Raw genomic sequence first — 14,801 nt, forward strand, 5'->3', positions numbered from 1 at the left:
CTCTCTCTGTTGGTCTTGGAAAGGCCTACATCGCCTTTCCGAACAGAAATGGCAACTGGCGGGGGCCTCTCACCGTGCCCTGTGACCAGGTCACCGTGCCTGCCGGATCGAGGGCGAAGTCCGGAATCCGCTTCAGCCATTCCTCCAGCGCAACCTGCATCTCCATGCGTGCAAGGTTGGAACCCACGCAGCGGTGGATGCCGAGGCCGAAGGCAGCATGGCGGTTCTCGCGGCGGTCGATCACGACTTTGTCAGCGTCCGGAAACATCTTGGGGTCGCGGTTGGCGGCCGGGAACGACAGCAGCACCATGTTGCCGGCCTTGACCGGGCAGCCCGAGATCGTGGTCTCCTTGACCACCTCGCGGGCCATGGTCACCGGCGAATAGGCCCGCAGCAGCTCCTCCACGGCGATCGGGATCAGCCCGGGCTCGGCGATCAGCCGTTCGCGGTCGGCCGGCGTTTTCGCGAGATGCCAGAGCGAGGAGCCGATCGCACTCCAGGTGGTGTCGATGCCGGCGATCAGGAGCAGCCGCAGCGAACCCAGCACGTGGGAGTCCTCGAGGGGATTGCCCTCCTTGTCCCTTGCGTTCATCAGGTAGGAGATCAGGTCGTTGGTCGGCTTCTTCTTCCGCTCCTCGATATGGGTGCTGAAATAGGCGCTCATCTCCTGCACGGCCTGGAGCAGCTTGCTCTCGTCCTTGATGCCGAGCTCGAGGATCATGTGGATCCAGTTGATGAACAGGTCGCTGTCGCTCTCGGGGATGCCGAGCATGTGGGCGATGGCCTGAACCGGAATATACTTGCTGTAGCGCGCTGCGGCGTCGACCTTGCCATCGGCGATGAACCCGTCGATCAGCTCGTTGCAGATCGCGCGCATCCGCGGTTCCAGCTTCTTCATCGCATCCGGCGTGAACGGCGGCAGCAGCAATTGCTTGGCCGGCTTGTGCACGGGCGGGTCGGAGGTGATCGGCGGAGCCGCATTCCTGGAAATCTCCGGCCGGACGTCACGGACGATGATGCGGCGCGAGGAGAAATGCTCGGTGTCGTTGGCGATCTCGCGCACGGCCTGATAGGTCGTCGGCATGTAGCAGCCGAGAAAACGATCGGTGTGCACCACGGGGCTCGCGGCACGCAGCTCCTCCCAGATCGGGAAGGGATCGTCCGTCCATTGCGGATCGGTGTGGTCGAAATCATGGACCCAGTCGGTCACGGGGGGATGGACGGCGGGCTGGCTGACGTCGGACATACGGGAAATCCCTTGGGGCTCGTGTTCGCTGAAGGCACGCAAGCGGGCAGGAGCCGCGCTACTCCTCGATCACATCGATCGCGATTTCCGGGCAGTTGGATTTGGCAAGCCAGGCCTTGTCTTCGAGGCCGGGCGGAACGACGCCGTCCCCGGCCTCATGGGCGTTGCCGTATTCGTCGAGCTCGAACAGCTCCGGTGCGAGCGCCTTGCAGCGTGCGTGGCCCTGGCATTTGTCGGGATCGACGTGAACCCTCAGTCGCTCTGTCATGGCGGCTTCCTCGGTCGTGTGCGCGGGACCCGAAGGCCGCGCGTTCCTCAGGTGAATTTTATCGGCGGCGTTTGCCGCCGCTTTAAGTTATATGTTATTACATTCGCGGTGGGCTTCCCCTGTCAAGCGCAAACTTATAGGCTTGACGTAACATGCGTTCACAACTCGTCCGTAAGCCGGGGAATACCTACCACCATGGCGATCTCCGTGACGCCTTGATCAAGGCTGCGCTGCGCGAGGCGGAGCAGGGCGGCGCCGAGGCGATCAGCATCAAGGCGCTTGCCAAACAGCTCGGCGTCTCGCAGCCGGCGCCGTATCGGCATTTTGCCGACCGTGATGCGCTGCTAACGGCGGTGACGGCGGAGGCGTTCCGGCAGCTCAGCGCACTTCTGCGCGAGGCGATGGCGAAGCCGTCGAAACAATCGAAACTGTCGCGGCTGGCGCAGGCGATGCTCGATTTCGGTCTGCGCCGCAACGGCATCTATCGCCTGATGTTCGCCTCCCGCACCGTGTCATGCGCGGCAAAGGGCAGTGAGCTGCACGACGCCACGCGCGAGACTTTCGCGCTGGTGATCGAAGCCCTCGAGGCGCCGGCGGTCGGCTTCTTGCGCGAGCGGCAAGCGCTCAAGATCTGGGCGGCGTTGCACGGCGTGGTGATGCTGGCCGAGCAGGGCCTGTTCACCGGCGAGGCCGCGCATGCCACGCGCGAGGAACTGGTCGAGGACTTTGTGAACGAAACGAAGGTCGCGCTCGCTGCTGCGATCAGGGATGCGCGACGTCGGAAAAAGGTCGGCGCCTAGGCCTTCGCTTTCAGCAGCCTCATCAGCTTGTCGACCGCGCTGTCCGGAGTCGTCACGACCGGGCGGCCGGTGGCCTCGGCGACCAGCGGCGCGGTTGCCGCGATGCTGAATTGCGCGAGCGCAATGACGTCGCAATCGTGCAAATCCTTTGACGCCTCGACAATCAACCTGTCGTGCGTGGCGCGATCGCCGCGATCGAGCGCGGCCAGCGCGCCCTCGGCGAGTTTCGGCACGACCTGGGCGGAGGCCGGAAACTCCGGTGGCATCGAGGCCAGTGTCGGCGGGAAAGTCGAGAGCAGGCCGATGCGCTTGCCCATGGTCACGGCCTGCTCGATCATCGCCTCGTTCGGCTTCAGCACGGGCATCGGCGCATGTGCGTGCGCGACGGCCTCGATGCAGGGGCCGAAGGCCGAGCAGGTGAACAGAATTCCGTTCGCTCCCGTTGCTGCCGCATAGTCGCCGAGCGCGAGGAAGCGCTCGGTCATGGCATCGTTGAGCACGCCGTCGCGGGCCAGATCCGCCGACAGGCTATCGTCGAGCAGGTTCATCAGCCGCGCCTCCGGCCAGGCCTTCGCGAATGCGGCCTCGATCGGCGCGATGGAATGCTTGAGGGCGTGGATGAGGGCGATGCGTGGGGGCGTCGTCATTGGAGGTGATTACCTGATAGGTCTCGCGCCCCGGACGCAGCGCAATGCGAAGCATTGCGCTGCAGAGCCGGGGCCTATTGTGGCCGCTGGGTCCCGGCTCTGCGCAGCAGCGTTACACGCTGCAGCGCGTCCGGGACACGGGAGACACTTACTTGAACGGCACCGCGTACATCAAGCCGCCCTTGGTCCAGAGGCCGTTGAGGCCGCGGTCGAGCTTGAGCGGGCTCGCCTTGCCGACATTGCGCTCGTAGATCTCGCCGTAATTGCCGGTGGCCTTGATCACCGTCACCAGCCATTTGTTGTCGAGACCGAGCCGCGAGCCGAGGTCGCCGGAGGCACCCAGCAGGCGCTGGACCGCCGGCGTCTGTGACTTCGCCATCTCGTCGACATTGCCTTGCGTGACGCCGAGCTCCTCTGCCTCGATCAGCCCGTAATGCAACCAGGTGATGATGTCGCTCCAGACTTCGTCACCGTTGCGGGTGAACGAGCCGAGCGGCTCCTTGCTGATGGTCTGCGGCAGCACGACGTAGTCGGCCGGATTCGGCGCCGCGGTCGTGACCGCGCCAGCGAGCGCGGAAGCGTCCTGGGTCATGGCATCGCAGCGGCCGCCGAAGAAGGTCTGGTACATGGTGTCGACGCGGTCGAACACCAGCGGCTTCCAGTCGATGCCGTTGGCGCGGCCGTAATCGCCGAGCGTGACTTCATGAGTGGTGCCCTGCGCGACGCAGACCGTGGCGCCCTTGAGGTCCTTCAGCTCCTTGACGCCGAGGTCCTTCTTCACGACAAAACCCTGGCCGTCGTAGAAGTTGATCGGACCCTGGCGGAGGCCCAGCGTCACGCCGCGCAGATAGGTCTGGGTCGAGTTGCGGTAGAGTACGTCGATCTCGCCCGATTGCAGCGCGGTGAAGCGATTCTGCGCGGTCAGCGAGACGTAGCGCACCTTGCTGGCGTCGCCGAGCACGCCGGCTGCGAGCGCGCGGCAATAATCGACGTCGAGACCCTTGTAATTGCCCTGCGAGTCCGGCGCGGAGAAACCGGCAAAGCCGGCGCTGACGCCGCAGATCAGCGTGCCGCGGCTCTTCACCGTGTCGAGCGTCGCCGCCGACGCGGCAACCGTCGATGCCGCGAGCATGCTCGCCGCGATAACCACTTTCCTCATCATATGACTCTCCCCTCAGTGATTGACACTACGCAACACGTTGTCGACGGCGGTGCCGAGCTTGTCGACGATCAGATCGATCTCGGCAGCCGAAGCGATATAGGGCGGCGCCAGCAGCACATGGTCGCCACGGACGCCGTCCACGGTACCGCCGCCGGGATAGCAGCCGAGCCCGTTGGCGAAGGCTTCCGCCTTGATCTTCTGGTTCAGCTTGAGCGCGGGATCAAACGAGGTGCGGCCGGCGCGATCGGCGACGAGCTCGATCGCCCAGAACAGGCCGCGGCCCCTGATGTCGCCGACATGGCGGTGATTGCCGAAGCGCTCGGTCAGGCGTTGCTCGAACTGCTTGCCACGCTCCTTGACGCGGTCGAGCAGGCGGTCCTCGCGGATCACGTCCTGCACCGCGAGCGCGGCCGCGCAGGCGAGCGGATGCGCCAGATAGGTGTGACCATGCTGGAACGCGCCGGAGCCCGAGCGGATGGTGTCGATGATCTTGCCGCTCGCGAGCATCGCGCCGATCGGCTGGTAGCCGCCGCCGAGACCTTTCGCGATGGCCTGGATATCGGGCGCGACGCCCTCCTGCTCCCAGGCGTGCGTCGTGCCGGTGCGGCCCATGCCGCTCATGACCTCGTCGAGGATGAGGAGGGCGCCATGCCGGTCGCAGATCTCGCGCACCGCTTTGAAGTAGCCGTCCGGTGCCGTCACCGCGCCGGCGGTGGCACCGACAACGGGCTCGGCGAGGAACGCGGCGACGGTGTCGGGGCCAAGCCGCTGAAATTCGGCTTCGAGCTCCGCGGCCAGTCGCGCCACGAACTGCGCATCGGATTCGCCGTCGTGCTTCTCGTGATAGGCAAAGGCCGGCGTCACATGGCTGAAGGCACCGGACAGCAGGGGCGCATAGGGCGCGCGCCGCCAGGCATTGCCACCGGCGGCGAGCGCGCCGAGCGTGTTGCCGTGATAGCTCTGCCGCCGCGCAATGAAGTGCTGCCGCTGCGGCTCGCCGCGCTCGATGAAATATTGCCGCGCGAGCTTGATGCTGGATTCAATCGCCTCCGATCCGCCGCTGACGAAATAAGCGTAGGCGAGACCGCCGGGTTCATGCCCGACCAGCGTCTCGGCCAGCGCCTCGGCTGGCTCGGAGGAGAAGAAGGCGGTGTGCGCATAGGCCAGCGTCGAGGCTTGTTTTGCCATCGCCGCGATCACGCGCGGATGCTGATGGCCGAGGCAGGAGACGGCTGCGCCGCCTGAGGCGTCGATCACGCGCCGCCCGTCCTCGGCGAAGAGATAGACGCCTTCGCCGCCGATCGCCTTGGGCGGCGTTTCGCGCAACGAACGGTGCAGCACGCGGCTGGTGCGAGCGGCCATGGGTCAACCTTTCTCTGGGACGTAAGTGGAGGCCGCGGCGAGCCGCGCCTCGGTGGTTTCCAGGCGCTTCTTCGCGGCCGTGCCGCCGAGCGAGAATGTTACCGCCGCGAGCGATTGCGCAATCGCGATGGCACCCGTGAGACTCGGAAAGAAGCCGGGGGACGAGGCCGCCTCAAACAGCAGCACGTGGTCGGCGCCCTCGGCCATCGGCGCCGAGAGACTGTCCGCGATGGCGATCAGCGCTGCGCCGGCACGATGGGCGGCCTGCGCAACACGGACGCTCGCATGCGTGTAGGGCAGGAAGCCGATGACGATGACGGCTTCGCCGGGACGAAAGGCGCCAAGATCGAGATCGTCGGGGCCGGATGCGCCGACGAGTTGCACTTGTTCGGGACGGAACAGCCGGAGCTCGTAGTTCAAGAGCTCCGCGACGCTCCGGCAGCTTCGGTAACCGGCAATCCAGATTCGCTTGGCGTCGTGCAGCGCGCGGGCTGCATCCGCAATCGGCTGGGCCGGAATGCGCAGAAGGCCGGCGCCCTCGGCCTCGAGCTTGTCGGTGACGAGCGCGACATCGGCGTTCGGGCCGTGACGGCGGCTCTTGGCGCGGCCGGAGAAAGGTGAGATCTGCGACGGCCGCCGCGCTTCGGTGAGTGCCGCGCGCAATTGGTCCCAGCCGGAATAGCCGATGGCCTTGGCAAGCCGCGTGAACGCGGCCGGGTCGGCGCCGGCCTCGGCGGCGAGATCGCGCATCGAACGGGTGGTGGCGTCGTAGTCGTTGGCGGCAACGAAGCGGCCGACCTCCTGCAGGCGCAGGGGGAGCGATGGCAACGCAATGCGCAGTTCGCTCAAGGGCGAGGATTTCGCGGGCTCGGCCATGAAACATTTGTTGCACGCTTTTCAGATTGGTGCAACAGTTGACGTGCGCCGCCGGAAATCGTTGCTCGCCAGAAGGATTTTTGTGCTGTGACTTCAGACAGTCCAAGACCGCCGCCCCGCCGTCGCTTCTTCGGCGGATTTGGCCGCCGAGAGCTGCAAGGCCTGTTCTGGCAGGTGCTCGTCGTCGGAATCGTGCTTGGGGTTGTCGCTTTCCTCTGGTCCAACACCGTCACCAATCTCTCGGCCCGCCGCATCACCACCGGCTTCGCTTTCCTCGGCCGCGAGGCCGGCATGCCGATCGCCGACAGCCTCCTCGCCTATAATCCGAGAGACACGTACCTGTGGGCCTTCGTCGTCGGCATCGCCAACACCTTGCGCGTCGCCGTGATCGGCATCGTGCTCGCGACGATCCTGGGCACGCTGATCGGCATTTCGCGTCTCTCCGCCAACTGGCTGTTGTCGCGGCTCGCCGCTGTCTATGTCGAAACGCTCCGCGATATCCCGCTGCTGCTGCAGCTCCTGTTCTGGTACGTGTTGATGCAGGCACTGCCCGCCGCGCGCGCGGCCTGGCGGCCGGTCGAGGGCGTGTTCCTGTCCAATCGCGGTCTGATCCTGCCGGCGATCCCGGTCGGCTCGCCGCAGCTCTGGGTGCTCGGTACAGCCATGCTCGGGCTTGCCGTGTTCTATCTCATCAGGCGATGGCTGATCGCTCAGCAGATGCGCGACGGCAAGCCGCGGCCGGCCTGGCCCTTTGCGGTTGGCTTCATCGTCGCGCTGCCGGCGGTAATGTCCGTGGCGCTTGGTGTGTCCTGGAAGATCGAATGGCCGGAGCTGCGCGGCTTCAATTTCGTCGGCGGGCTGACGCTCGCGCCGGAGTATTTCGCGCTGCTGATCGCGCTCGTGACCTACACCTCGGCCTTCATCGCCGAGATCGTGCGCAGCGGCATCCAGTCCGTGCCGCGCGGACAATGGGATGCCGCCAATGCGCTCGGCTTGCGCCGCAGCTTCATGCTGCGGCAGATCATCCTGCCCCAGGCGCTGCGCGTCATCGTGCCGCCGATGACGAGCCAGTATCTCAACCTGACAAAGAACTCTTCGCTGGCGGTCGCGATCGGTTACCAGGACGTAGTGTCTGTCGCCAATACCACGCTGAACCAGACCGGGCAGGCGATCGAGGCGATCGCGCTGATCATGGCGGTGTTCCTGACCATCAGCCTCGGCATCAGCTTCTTCATGAACTGGTACAATTCGCGCATCGCGCTGGTGGAGCGCTGATCATGACGGCGATCACCGACATTCCGGACGCCCCGCGCGCTGCCCGCCGACCGCAGATGGGCAACCCGGTGCTGCGCTGGCTGCGTACCAATTTGTTCTCGTCGATCCCGAACGGCATTCTTTCGGTGGTGCTGCTGGCGATCCTCGCCAAGGGCATCTTCAGCTTCATGCAGTGGGGCATCGCGAACGCGGTCTGGCTCACGCCGGCAAACGACTCCAGCGCCTGCCGCGCGGTGCGCGGCCTCGGTGCCTGCTGGGCGATCATCCCCGAAAAATATCGCTTTATCCTGTTCGGCACCTATCCGTTCGACGAGCAGTGGCGGCCGGCGCTGTCGGTCGTGCTTTTCATCGCACTGTTCTATCTCTCCACCCGTCGCGCCCTGTGGCGGCGCGAACTGGCCTATATCTGGATCGGCGCGCTGGCGCTGATCAGCGTGCTGATGTGGGGCGGGGTGCTCGGCCTCTCCTTCGTCTCGCAGGACCGTTGGGGCGGATTGCCGGTGACACTGATCCTGGCGACGTTTGGATTGGCCTTTGGTTTTCCGCTCGGCATCCTCGTTGCGCTCGGCCGGCGTTCAAAGCTGCCGGCGATCCGTTCGCTCTCGGTGCTCTATGTCGAGTTGATCCGCGGCGTGCCGCTGGTGAGTTTGTTGTTCATGGCGAGCGTGATGTTTCCGCTGTTCATGCCGAGCGGCTTCAACATCGACAAGCTGTTGCGCGCGCAGATCGCCATCATCCTGTTCGCGGGCGCGTATCTTGCCGAAGTCATCCGTGGCGGCCTCCAGGCCGTGCCGCGCGGGCAATATGAGGCCGCCGAGGCGCTGGGGCTGTCCTACTGGCGGAAGCATCGCCTGATCGTGCTGCCGCAGGCGATCCGCCACGTCATCCCGCCGCTGGTCAACACCTTCATCGCGTTCTTCAAGGACACCAGCCTGGTCCTGATCATTGGCATCTTCGACCTGCTGACGACGGCCAAGACCGCGATCATCGATCCGGCCTGGCAGCAATTCTCGGTCGAGGTGTACATCTTCGTCGCCGCGATCTACTTTGTCTTTTGCTTTGCGATGTCGCGGTACAGTCGCGGCCTGGAGGCGAATACCGCCTCGAGGTGAGCGGCTTTCCCCGCCGCGGGAGTGAGCCAGAAGCGCTGGAAGCCTATACTGGAGCGCGAAATGCTTATGCCGCGCCTATATCGCGTGCCTGGATTCAAACTGGCAATCCTACGCGGCGAGATCCATTTGCAATTTGCTGGTGGCACTCACAAGAGGCACGTCACATCATGATGAAATCAGTTCTCACAGCGTCGGCCATGCTGGTCGCGCTTTGCTCCGCCGCCTCTGCTCACGAGGCAATGAATCACTCGCACATGGCTTCGGCGGCCACCGTCCAGATGTCGCAAACGCATCCGAACTCCTTCGCCTTCGCCGCTCCAATGGATGAGGCCGGATACGATGCGCATCAGTATCACGGCGGGCCGAAAGCGAACGACTAGGGTTTGACCGGCGCACGGCGGGGACGGTCAAGTCCCCGCCGGTGCGGCTCGCGTTATGCCTTCACCTTGGGATCGATCGGCGTTGAGTCGCGCAGACCCAGAATATCCTCCAACACCTTCGCGCCGGCGATCACCTGCGCATCCGCGCGCGGGGCGCCGACGACCTGTACGCCGACCGGGAGGCCCGACGCCGTGAAGCCGCAGGGCAGCGACAGCGATGGGCAGCAGGCCAGCGTGATGGCGTAGACGATGCCGAGCCATTCGACGTAGTTCTCGAACTTCTTGCCGGCGCATTCAGCGACATAGCGGTGCTCGATCGGGAAGGGCGGCACGATCGTGGTCGGCGTCAACAGCAGGTCGTAGTTTTTGAAGAATTCGATCGCGCGCGCGGTCATGCCGACGCGCTGCGCCTCGGCGCGCGCGAGCTGCTCGACGGTGAGCTTGAGGCCTTCCTCGATGTTCCAGATCACCTCGGGCTTCAGAAGATCGCGCCTGGTCCGCAGCAGATTTGCCTTGGTGATCGCGAAATCGAAGGCGCGCAGGACGTGGAAGCATTCATGCGCCTCGCGCCAGTCCGGATGCGCTTCCTCCACGATCGCGCCAGCCTCCGCAAAGCGTTCAGCGGCCTTGCGCGTGATCGCCTTGACCTCGGGATCGACCGGGGTGATGCCGAGATCGGGCGAATAGGCGATGCGCTTCGGCTTCTTGCCTGACTGCGCCGCCGACAGGAACGAGGTCGCAGGTGCGGGCAGCGAGAGCGGGTCGTCCGCATAGTCGCCGCTCATGGCATCCAACAGCAGCGCAAGATCCTCGACGTTGCGCGCCATCGGCCCCACCACGCCGAGATTGCGGTCGATCGCCGATTTGGGCGTATGTGCGACGCGCCCGATGCTCGGCCGCATGCCGACCACGCCGCAGAAGGCCGCGGGGCTGCGCAAGCTGCCGCCCATGTCGGAGCCCTGGGCGAGCCAGGCCATGCCGGTGGCCAGCGCCGCGGCCGCGCCGCCGGAGGAGCCGGCCGCAGATTTCGTCGTATCCCAGGGATTGAGCGTCGCACCGAACACTTCGTTGAACGTGTTGGCGCCGGCGCCGAATTCCGGTGTGTTCGACTTGGCGTAGACCACCGCGCCATTGCCTTCGAGGTTCTCGACCATGAGATCGGACTGCTTGGGCACATTGTCCTTGAAGATCGGCGAACCCTGCGTGTTCAGCACGCCGGCGACGTCAGTGAGATCCTTGATCGGCACCGGTAGGCCCGCGAGCAGCCCGCGCGCGCCGGCCGGCTTCTGCATCAGCGCCTTGGCGTTGTTCCGCGCGCGATCGAAGCATAGCGTCGGCAGCGCGTTGACCTTGCCGTCGACCTCACCGATGCGCTTCTCCACCACATCCAGCAGTTCGAGCGGCGAGACGTCGCCGGAGCGCAGCTTGTCGACGACGGCGCAGGCGGTTTCGCGGATCAGGTCTTGAGACAACTATTTTACTCCTGTGCTTGTTGTGTCGTCATTGCGAACGCCGCGAAGCAATCCAGACTGCCACAGCGGATGCGTTTCTGGATTGTTTCGCTGCGCTCGCAATGAGGGGAAGAACTAACCCCAGCCCGCGCTGATGCCGCCATCCACGGTATAGATGACTCCCGACGTATATCCGGCGCGATCAGACGCCAGGAACGCCATGAGATCGCCGATCTCGCGCGCATGCGCGGGACGGCCGAGCGGCAGGCTCTTCTGGAATTCCTTGTAGCGGCTCTCATCGCCGAACTGGTGCTTTGCCCGCGTCTTGAGCAGGGTGACGTGGCGATCGGTGCCGACCGGGCCGGGATTGATGCCGACCACGCGGATGTTGTCGACGAGGCTCTTGCCGCCGAGCGCGCGGGTGAAGGCCATCAATGCGGCGTTGCCGGCGCTGCCGCAGATGTAATTGGCGTCGAATTTTTCGCCGGCCGCGCCGATGTCATTGACGATGACGCCGCCGCCCTTCGCCTTCATCTGCGCGTAGATCTGCCGAGTCAGGTTGATGTAGCCGAACACTTTCAATTCCCAGGCGTGTCGCCAGGTCGCCTCGTCGATCTTGTCGATGGAGCCACCGGGGATGTCGCCGGCATTGTTGACGAGCACGTCGATGTCAGCGGCTTCCCTCGCGAGCCGCGCCACGTCCTCGGCCTTGCGCAGGTCCACGATGCTCGTCGCGGCATCGATCTGATGCGCGGAACGCAGGCGGTCCGCCAGCGCCTTGAGCTGGTCGCCGCTGCGGGCGGCGAGCAGGAGGTTTGCGCCTTCCTCGGCAAACGCCTCGGCGGCGGCTGCGCCAATGCCTTTGGACGCGCCCGTGATCAGGACGCGCTTGCCACGCAGATGCAGATCCATGAAGGGTACTCGCTCGGTGGGAACATCAGGATCAAACCAGTAGGCGCTCGGCCGCGCCACGGTCAACATTGCAGTGCAGCGTTGCACTGCTGCCGAGTTTGGTCCATTGCAGTGCGGTCAAAAAGGCGGCGGCTGCCGGACCAACCAAGGACGTTCTCGATGAGCAAGAAACAATACCGGATTGCAGTCATTCCCGGCGACGGCATCGGCAAGGAAGTGATGCCCGAGGGCCTGCGCGTTCTGGAGGCAGCGGCGAAGAAGCACGGGGTGTCCCTGCATTTCGACCATTTCGACTTCTCGTCCTGGGACTATTACGAGAAGCACGGCCAGATGATGCCCGACGACTGGAAGGAAAAGATCGGCAAGCATGACGCGATCTATTTCGGCGCCGTCGGCTGGCCGGCCAAGATTCCGGATCACGTCTCGCTGTGGGGTTCGCTGATCAAGTTTCGCCGCGAGTTCGACCAGTATGTGAATTTGCGCCCGGTGCGGCTGATGCCCGGCGTGCCGTCGCCGCTGGCGAACCGCAAGCCCGGCGACATCGATTTCTGGGTGGTGCGCGAGAACACCGAAGGTGAATATTCCTCCGTCGGCGGCCGCATGTTCCCCGACACCGACCGCGAGTTCGTCACGCAGCAGACGGTGATGACCCGCACCGGCGTCGACCGCATCCTGAAGTTCGCTTTCGAGCTCGCGCAGTCGCGGCCGAAGAAGCACCTGACCTCGGCGACCAAGTCCAACGGCATCTCGATCACCATGCCCTATTGGGACGAGCGCGTGGAGGCGATGGCGAAGAAGTTTCCGGGCGTGAAGTGGGACAAGTACCACATCGATATCCTGACCGCGAACTTCGTGCTGCATCCGGACTGGTTCGACGTCGTGGTCGGCTCGAATCTGTTCGGCGACATCCTCTCCGATCTCGGCCCGGCCTGCACCGGCACCATCGGCATCGCGCCATCAGGCAACATCAATCCCGAGGGCGATTTCCCCTCGGTGTTCGAGCCGGTGCACGGCTCGGCGCCCGACATTGCGGGGCAGGGCATCGCCAACCCGATCGGCGCGATCTGGTCCGGCGCGATGATGCTCGAGCACCTCGGCGAGAAGGAAGCCGGCAAGTCGATCGTCGATGCGATCGAGCGCACGCTCGCCGAACGCACGCTGCGCACCAAGGACCTCGGGGGCAACGCCGACACCACGGCGTGCGGCAAGGCCGTCGCGGAAATGGTGGACTAAGGTCGCTAAATAGATGCGGCGCCGCCCCCGCTAGGGGACGGCGCCGTGAAATCTGCTTTGCTTACAGGTCAGCCCGCGATCTTCTCGATCGCAGCCTGATCCAGTCCGAACTTATTCCCGGCCTCCAGGATTTCCTGCCAGGTGGTCGGATCGACGGGGATGCCTTCGGCCAGACGCTTCTTCTTGGTTTCGCGCTCGGGGTCACCGGCGATCTTCACCTTGTCGACGCCGGGACCGGGCGGTGAGCCGGTGTGCCAGGCGACGAAGCTTTCGACTTCGCGCGCGAGGTTTTCGCCGGTGCCGAGCTTGTCCGGATCGATGATGATCGAGAGCATGCCGTTGAGGACGTTGTACTTGCCGTCGGACGGGCCCTTGACCACCTGCCCGCCGGAGAGCGCGCCGCCGAGGATTTCGCACACCAGCGCGAGCCCCGACCCCTTGTGCTCGCCGAACGGCAGGATGGCGCCGTGCGGCGGGATCACGGTGTAGCGCGGATTGACGGTGGGCTTGCCTTCATTGTCGATGATGGTGCCGGGCTCGAGCTCGACGCCCTTGTTGTGGGCGACGCGGGTCTTGCCCTGCGCGATTCTGCTGGTGGCGAAGTCGAGCACGATCGGGTCCTTGCCCCTGCGCGGGATGCCGACGCAGAACGGGTTGGTGCCGTGGCGCGCATCGCTGCCGCCCCACGGCGCCACGATCGGGCGCGAGATCACGTTGACGAAGTGGATCGAGACCAGCCCGTGGTCGATGCACTGCTCTGCCCAGTGGCCGATGCGGCCGATGTGGTGCGAGTTGGAGAGGCCGACGAGACACACGCCGTTTTTCTTGGCGCGCTCTGCCGCCAGCTCCATCGCTTCATGGCCTATCACCTGGCCATAGCCGGTGAGGCCATCCAGGGTGAGGAGCGGACCGGTGTCGAGCACGATCTTGACGTGCGCGTTCACGGCGAGGCCGCCGTTGGTGACGCTCTGGACATAGCGGGGGATCATGCCGACGCCGTGCGAGTCATGTCCTCTAAGATTGGCCTCGACGAGGTTGTTGGCCACGAGCTCGGCTTCGCGGTCCGTAGACCCGCCCGCCTTGACGATGGCACGGACGACGTTGGTGAGCGGCTGTGCCTTGATGGTGCGATAGTCGGCCATTGTTGTTGCTTTTATCCCTTCACGATCCGGCGGCAATGGACCCATGCCGCTTCAATCAGGTTCTCGCTCGCTTCCGGCGTGCGGAAGGCCGAATGCGCCGACAGCGTCACGTTCGGCAGTTTTGTCAACGGATGGTCGCCGGGCAGGGGCTCGATGTTGAAGACGTCGAGGCCGGCATGGCGGATGTGGCCGGACTTCAGCGCGTCGATCATCGCGGGCTCGTCGACGACCGCGGCACGCGCGGTGTTGATCAGGATGACACCGGGCTTCATCGCAGAAATCTTCTCGCGCGTGATCATGCCGCGCGTCTCGTCGTTGAGCAGCAGATGCAGCGACACGACGTCGCTTCTCGCCAGCAGCGTGTCGAGATCGGTGAACTCGACGCCCGGATGGCTCTTTGGCGACCGGTTCCAGGCGATCACCTTCATGCCTGAGCCGACCGCAATGCGTGCGACTTCCGCGGCGATGCCGCCGAAGCCGATCAGGCCGAGCGTCTTGCCGGTCAGCTGCATGCCGTCCTCGCGCAGCCAATTGCCGACGCGCATCTCGCGGTCCATCATCGCGATGACGCGGGCGGAGGCCCACATCAGCGCGATCGCGGATTCGGCGACTGCCGTGTCGCCATAGCCCTTGATCAGATGCACGGAGATGCCGAGCTCGGCGAGCTCTTCGGGGTTCATATAGCTGCGCGCGCCAGTGCCGAGGAACACGACGTGCTTGAGGCCGGCGCATTTCTTCGCGACCTCGGTCGGCAGCGCGGTGTGATCGACGATCGCGATCTCCGCACCATCGAGGACTTCAGGATATTGCTCGGGCTTGATGTCCGGATCCCTGTGGATCCGCACCTTGGGGTCGCCGGGCTTCCCCAGCCGCTCCATGATCACGGCGAGGGCTTCGTTGGCGTCGACGAAAACTCCGCGCATGGCTTTCTCCGT

Annotated in this window: 15 protein-coding genes; 5 read left to right on the forward strand and 10 right to left on the reverse strand. The window is 65.0% G+C overall.

From position 1 onward, the window contains the following. Positions 1-25: 25 nt before the first annotated feature. Together ACKWRH_RS12815 and ACKWRH_RS12820 are read right to left on the reverse strand one after the other, a co-directional pair. Complete coding sequence (locus ACKWRH_RS12815; protein ID WP_445220826.1) at positions 26-1,246, reverse strand: cytochrome P450; 1,221 nt, start codon at positions 1,244-1,246, stop codon at positions 26-28. Between the two features lie 58 nt (positions 1,247-1,304). Beyond that, on the reverse strand, positions 1,305-1,514 hold the full coding sequence (locus ACKWRH_RS12820) for a ferredoxin (protein ID WP_027558597.1): 210 nt from the start codon (positions 1,512-1,514) through the stop codon (positions 1,305-1,307). Between the two features lie 152 nt (positions 1,515-1,666). Between ACKWRH_RS12820 and ACKWRH_RS12825 the strand changes: the two genes are divergently transcribed. Continuing rightward, positions 1,667-2,314, forward strand: a complete 648-nt coding sequence (locus ACKWRH_RS12825; RefSeq protein ID WP_445220827.1) for a TetR/AcrR family transcriptional regulator — start codon at positions 1,667-1,669, stop codon at positions 2,312-2,314. On the opposite strand, the gene ACKWRH_RS12830 is transcribed toward ACKWRH_RS12825, so the two are convergent. From ACKWRH_RS12830 to ACKWRH_RS12845, 4 genes are all read right to left on the reverse strand, one after another. Continuing rightward, positions 2,311-2,961 (reverse strand): aspartate/glutamate racemase family protein, encoded by a 651-nt coding sequence (locus tag ACKWRH_RS12830; protein ID WP_445220828.1) that lies wholly within the window; start codon positions 2,959-2,961, stop codon positions 2,311-2,313. The genes ACKWRH_RS12825 and ACKWRH_RS12830 overlap by 4 nt on opposite strands. A 148-nt stretch (positions 2,962-3,109) precedes the next feature. After that, complete coding sequence (locus tag ACKWRH_RS12835) at positions 3,110-4,123, reverse strand: amino acid ABC transporter substrate-binding protein (protein WP_445220829.1); 1,014 nt, start codon at positions 4,121-4,123, stop codon at positions 3,110-3,112. A gap of 12 nt (positions 4,124-4,135) precedes the next feature. After that, complete coding sequence (locus ACKWRH_RS12840) at positions 4,136-5,485, reverse strand: aspartate aminotransferase family protein (protein WP_445220830.1); 1,350 nt, start codon at positions 5,483-5,485, stop codon at positions 4,136-4,138. A gap of 3 nt (positions 5,486-5,488) precedes the next feature. Then, a complete protein-coding gene (locus tag ACKWRH_RS12845) occupies positions 5,489-6,361 on the reverse strand; it encodes a MurR/RpiR family transcriptional regulator (protein ID WP_038942069.1) in 873 nt (290 codons plus the stop codon). A gap of 87 nt (positions 6,362-6,448) precedes the next feature. Here ACKWRH_RS12845 and ACKWRH_RS12850 point away from each other — a divergent pair, with 87 nt between their 5' ends. The 3 genes from ACKWRH_RS12850 (at position 6,449) to ACKWRH_RS12860 (ending at position 9,128) form a co-directional block, all read left to right on the forward strand. Then, positions 6,449-7,636, forward strand: a complete 1,188-nt coding sequence (locus ACKWRH_RS12850) for an amino acid ABC transporter permease (protein ID WP_445220831.1) — start codon at positions 6,449-6,451, stop codon at positions 7,634-7,636. A gap of 2 nt (positions 7,637-7,638) precedes the next feature. Further along, positions 7,639-8,748: an amino acid ABC transporter permease gene (locus ACKWRH_RS12855; protein WP_445220832.1), complete on the forward strand. Its 1,110-nt coding sequence runs from the start codon at positions 7,639-7,641 to the stop codon at positions 8,746-8,748. A 197-nt stretch (positions 8,749-8,945) separates the two neighbouring features. Beyond that, positions 8,946-9,128, forward strand: coding sequence for a hypothetical protein (locus ACKWRH_RS12860; RefSeq protein ID WP_445220833.1), 183 nt, complete (start codon positions 8,946-8,948; stop codon positions 9,126-9,128). Positions 9,129-9,181: 53 nt separating this feature from the next. Here the strand turns inward: ACKWRH_RS12860 and ACKWRH_RS12865 are convergent, their stop codons facing one another. Both ACKWRH_RS12865 and ACKWRH_RS12870 read right to left on the reverse strand, forming a co-directional pair. Next, the gene (locus ACKWRH_RS12865) at positions 9,182-10,600 is read right to left on the reverse strand and encodes an amidase (protein WP_445220834.1); all 1,419 of its coding nucleotides are present in this window, start codon (positions 10,598-10,600) and stop codon (positions 9,182-9,184) included. A gap of 114 nt (positions 10,601-10,714) precedes the next feature. Further along, on the reverse strand, positions 10,715-11,491 hold the full coding sequence (locus tag ACKWRH_RS12870; RefSeq protein WP_445220835.1) for an SDR family oxidoreductase: 777 nt from the start codon (positions 11,489-11,491) through the stop codon (positions 10,715-10,717). Positions 11,492-11,650: 159 nt separating this feature from the next. On the opposite strand from ACKWRH_RS12870, the gene ACKWRH_RS12875 reads away from it, so the two are divergent. Further along, positions 11,651-12,724 carry a tartrate dehydrogenase gene (locus ACKWRH_RS12875; RefSeq protein ID WP_445220836.1) on the forward strand — a complete coding sequence of 358 codons (1,074 nt, stop codon included), beginning with the start codon at positions 11,651-11,653 and terminating at the stop codon, positions 12,722-12,724. 68 nt (positions 12,725-12,792) lie between these two features. On the opposite strand, the gene ACKWRH_RS12880 is transcribed toward ACKWRH_RS12875, so the two are convergent. Then, positions 12,793-13,866, reverse strand: coding sequence for a malate/lactate/ureidoglycolate dehydrogenase (locus ACKWRH_RS12880; protein ID WP_445220837.1), 1,074 nt, complete (start codon positions 13,864-13,866; stop codon positions 12,793-12,795). Between the two features lie 11 nt (positions 13,867-13,877). Further along, a complete protein-coding gene (locus ACKWRH_RS12885) occupies positions 13,878-14,789 on the reverse strand; it encodes an NAD(P)-dependent oxidoreductase (protein ID WP_445220838.1) in 912 nt (303 codons plus the stop codon). Positions 14,790-14,801: the final 12 nt, after the last annotated feature.

Source organism: Bradyrhizobium sp. Pa8, assembly GCF_052588265.1.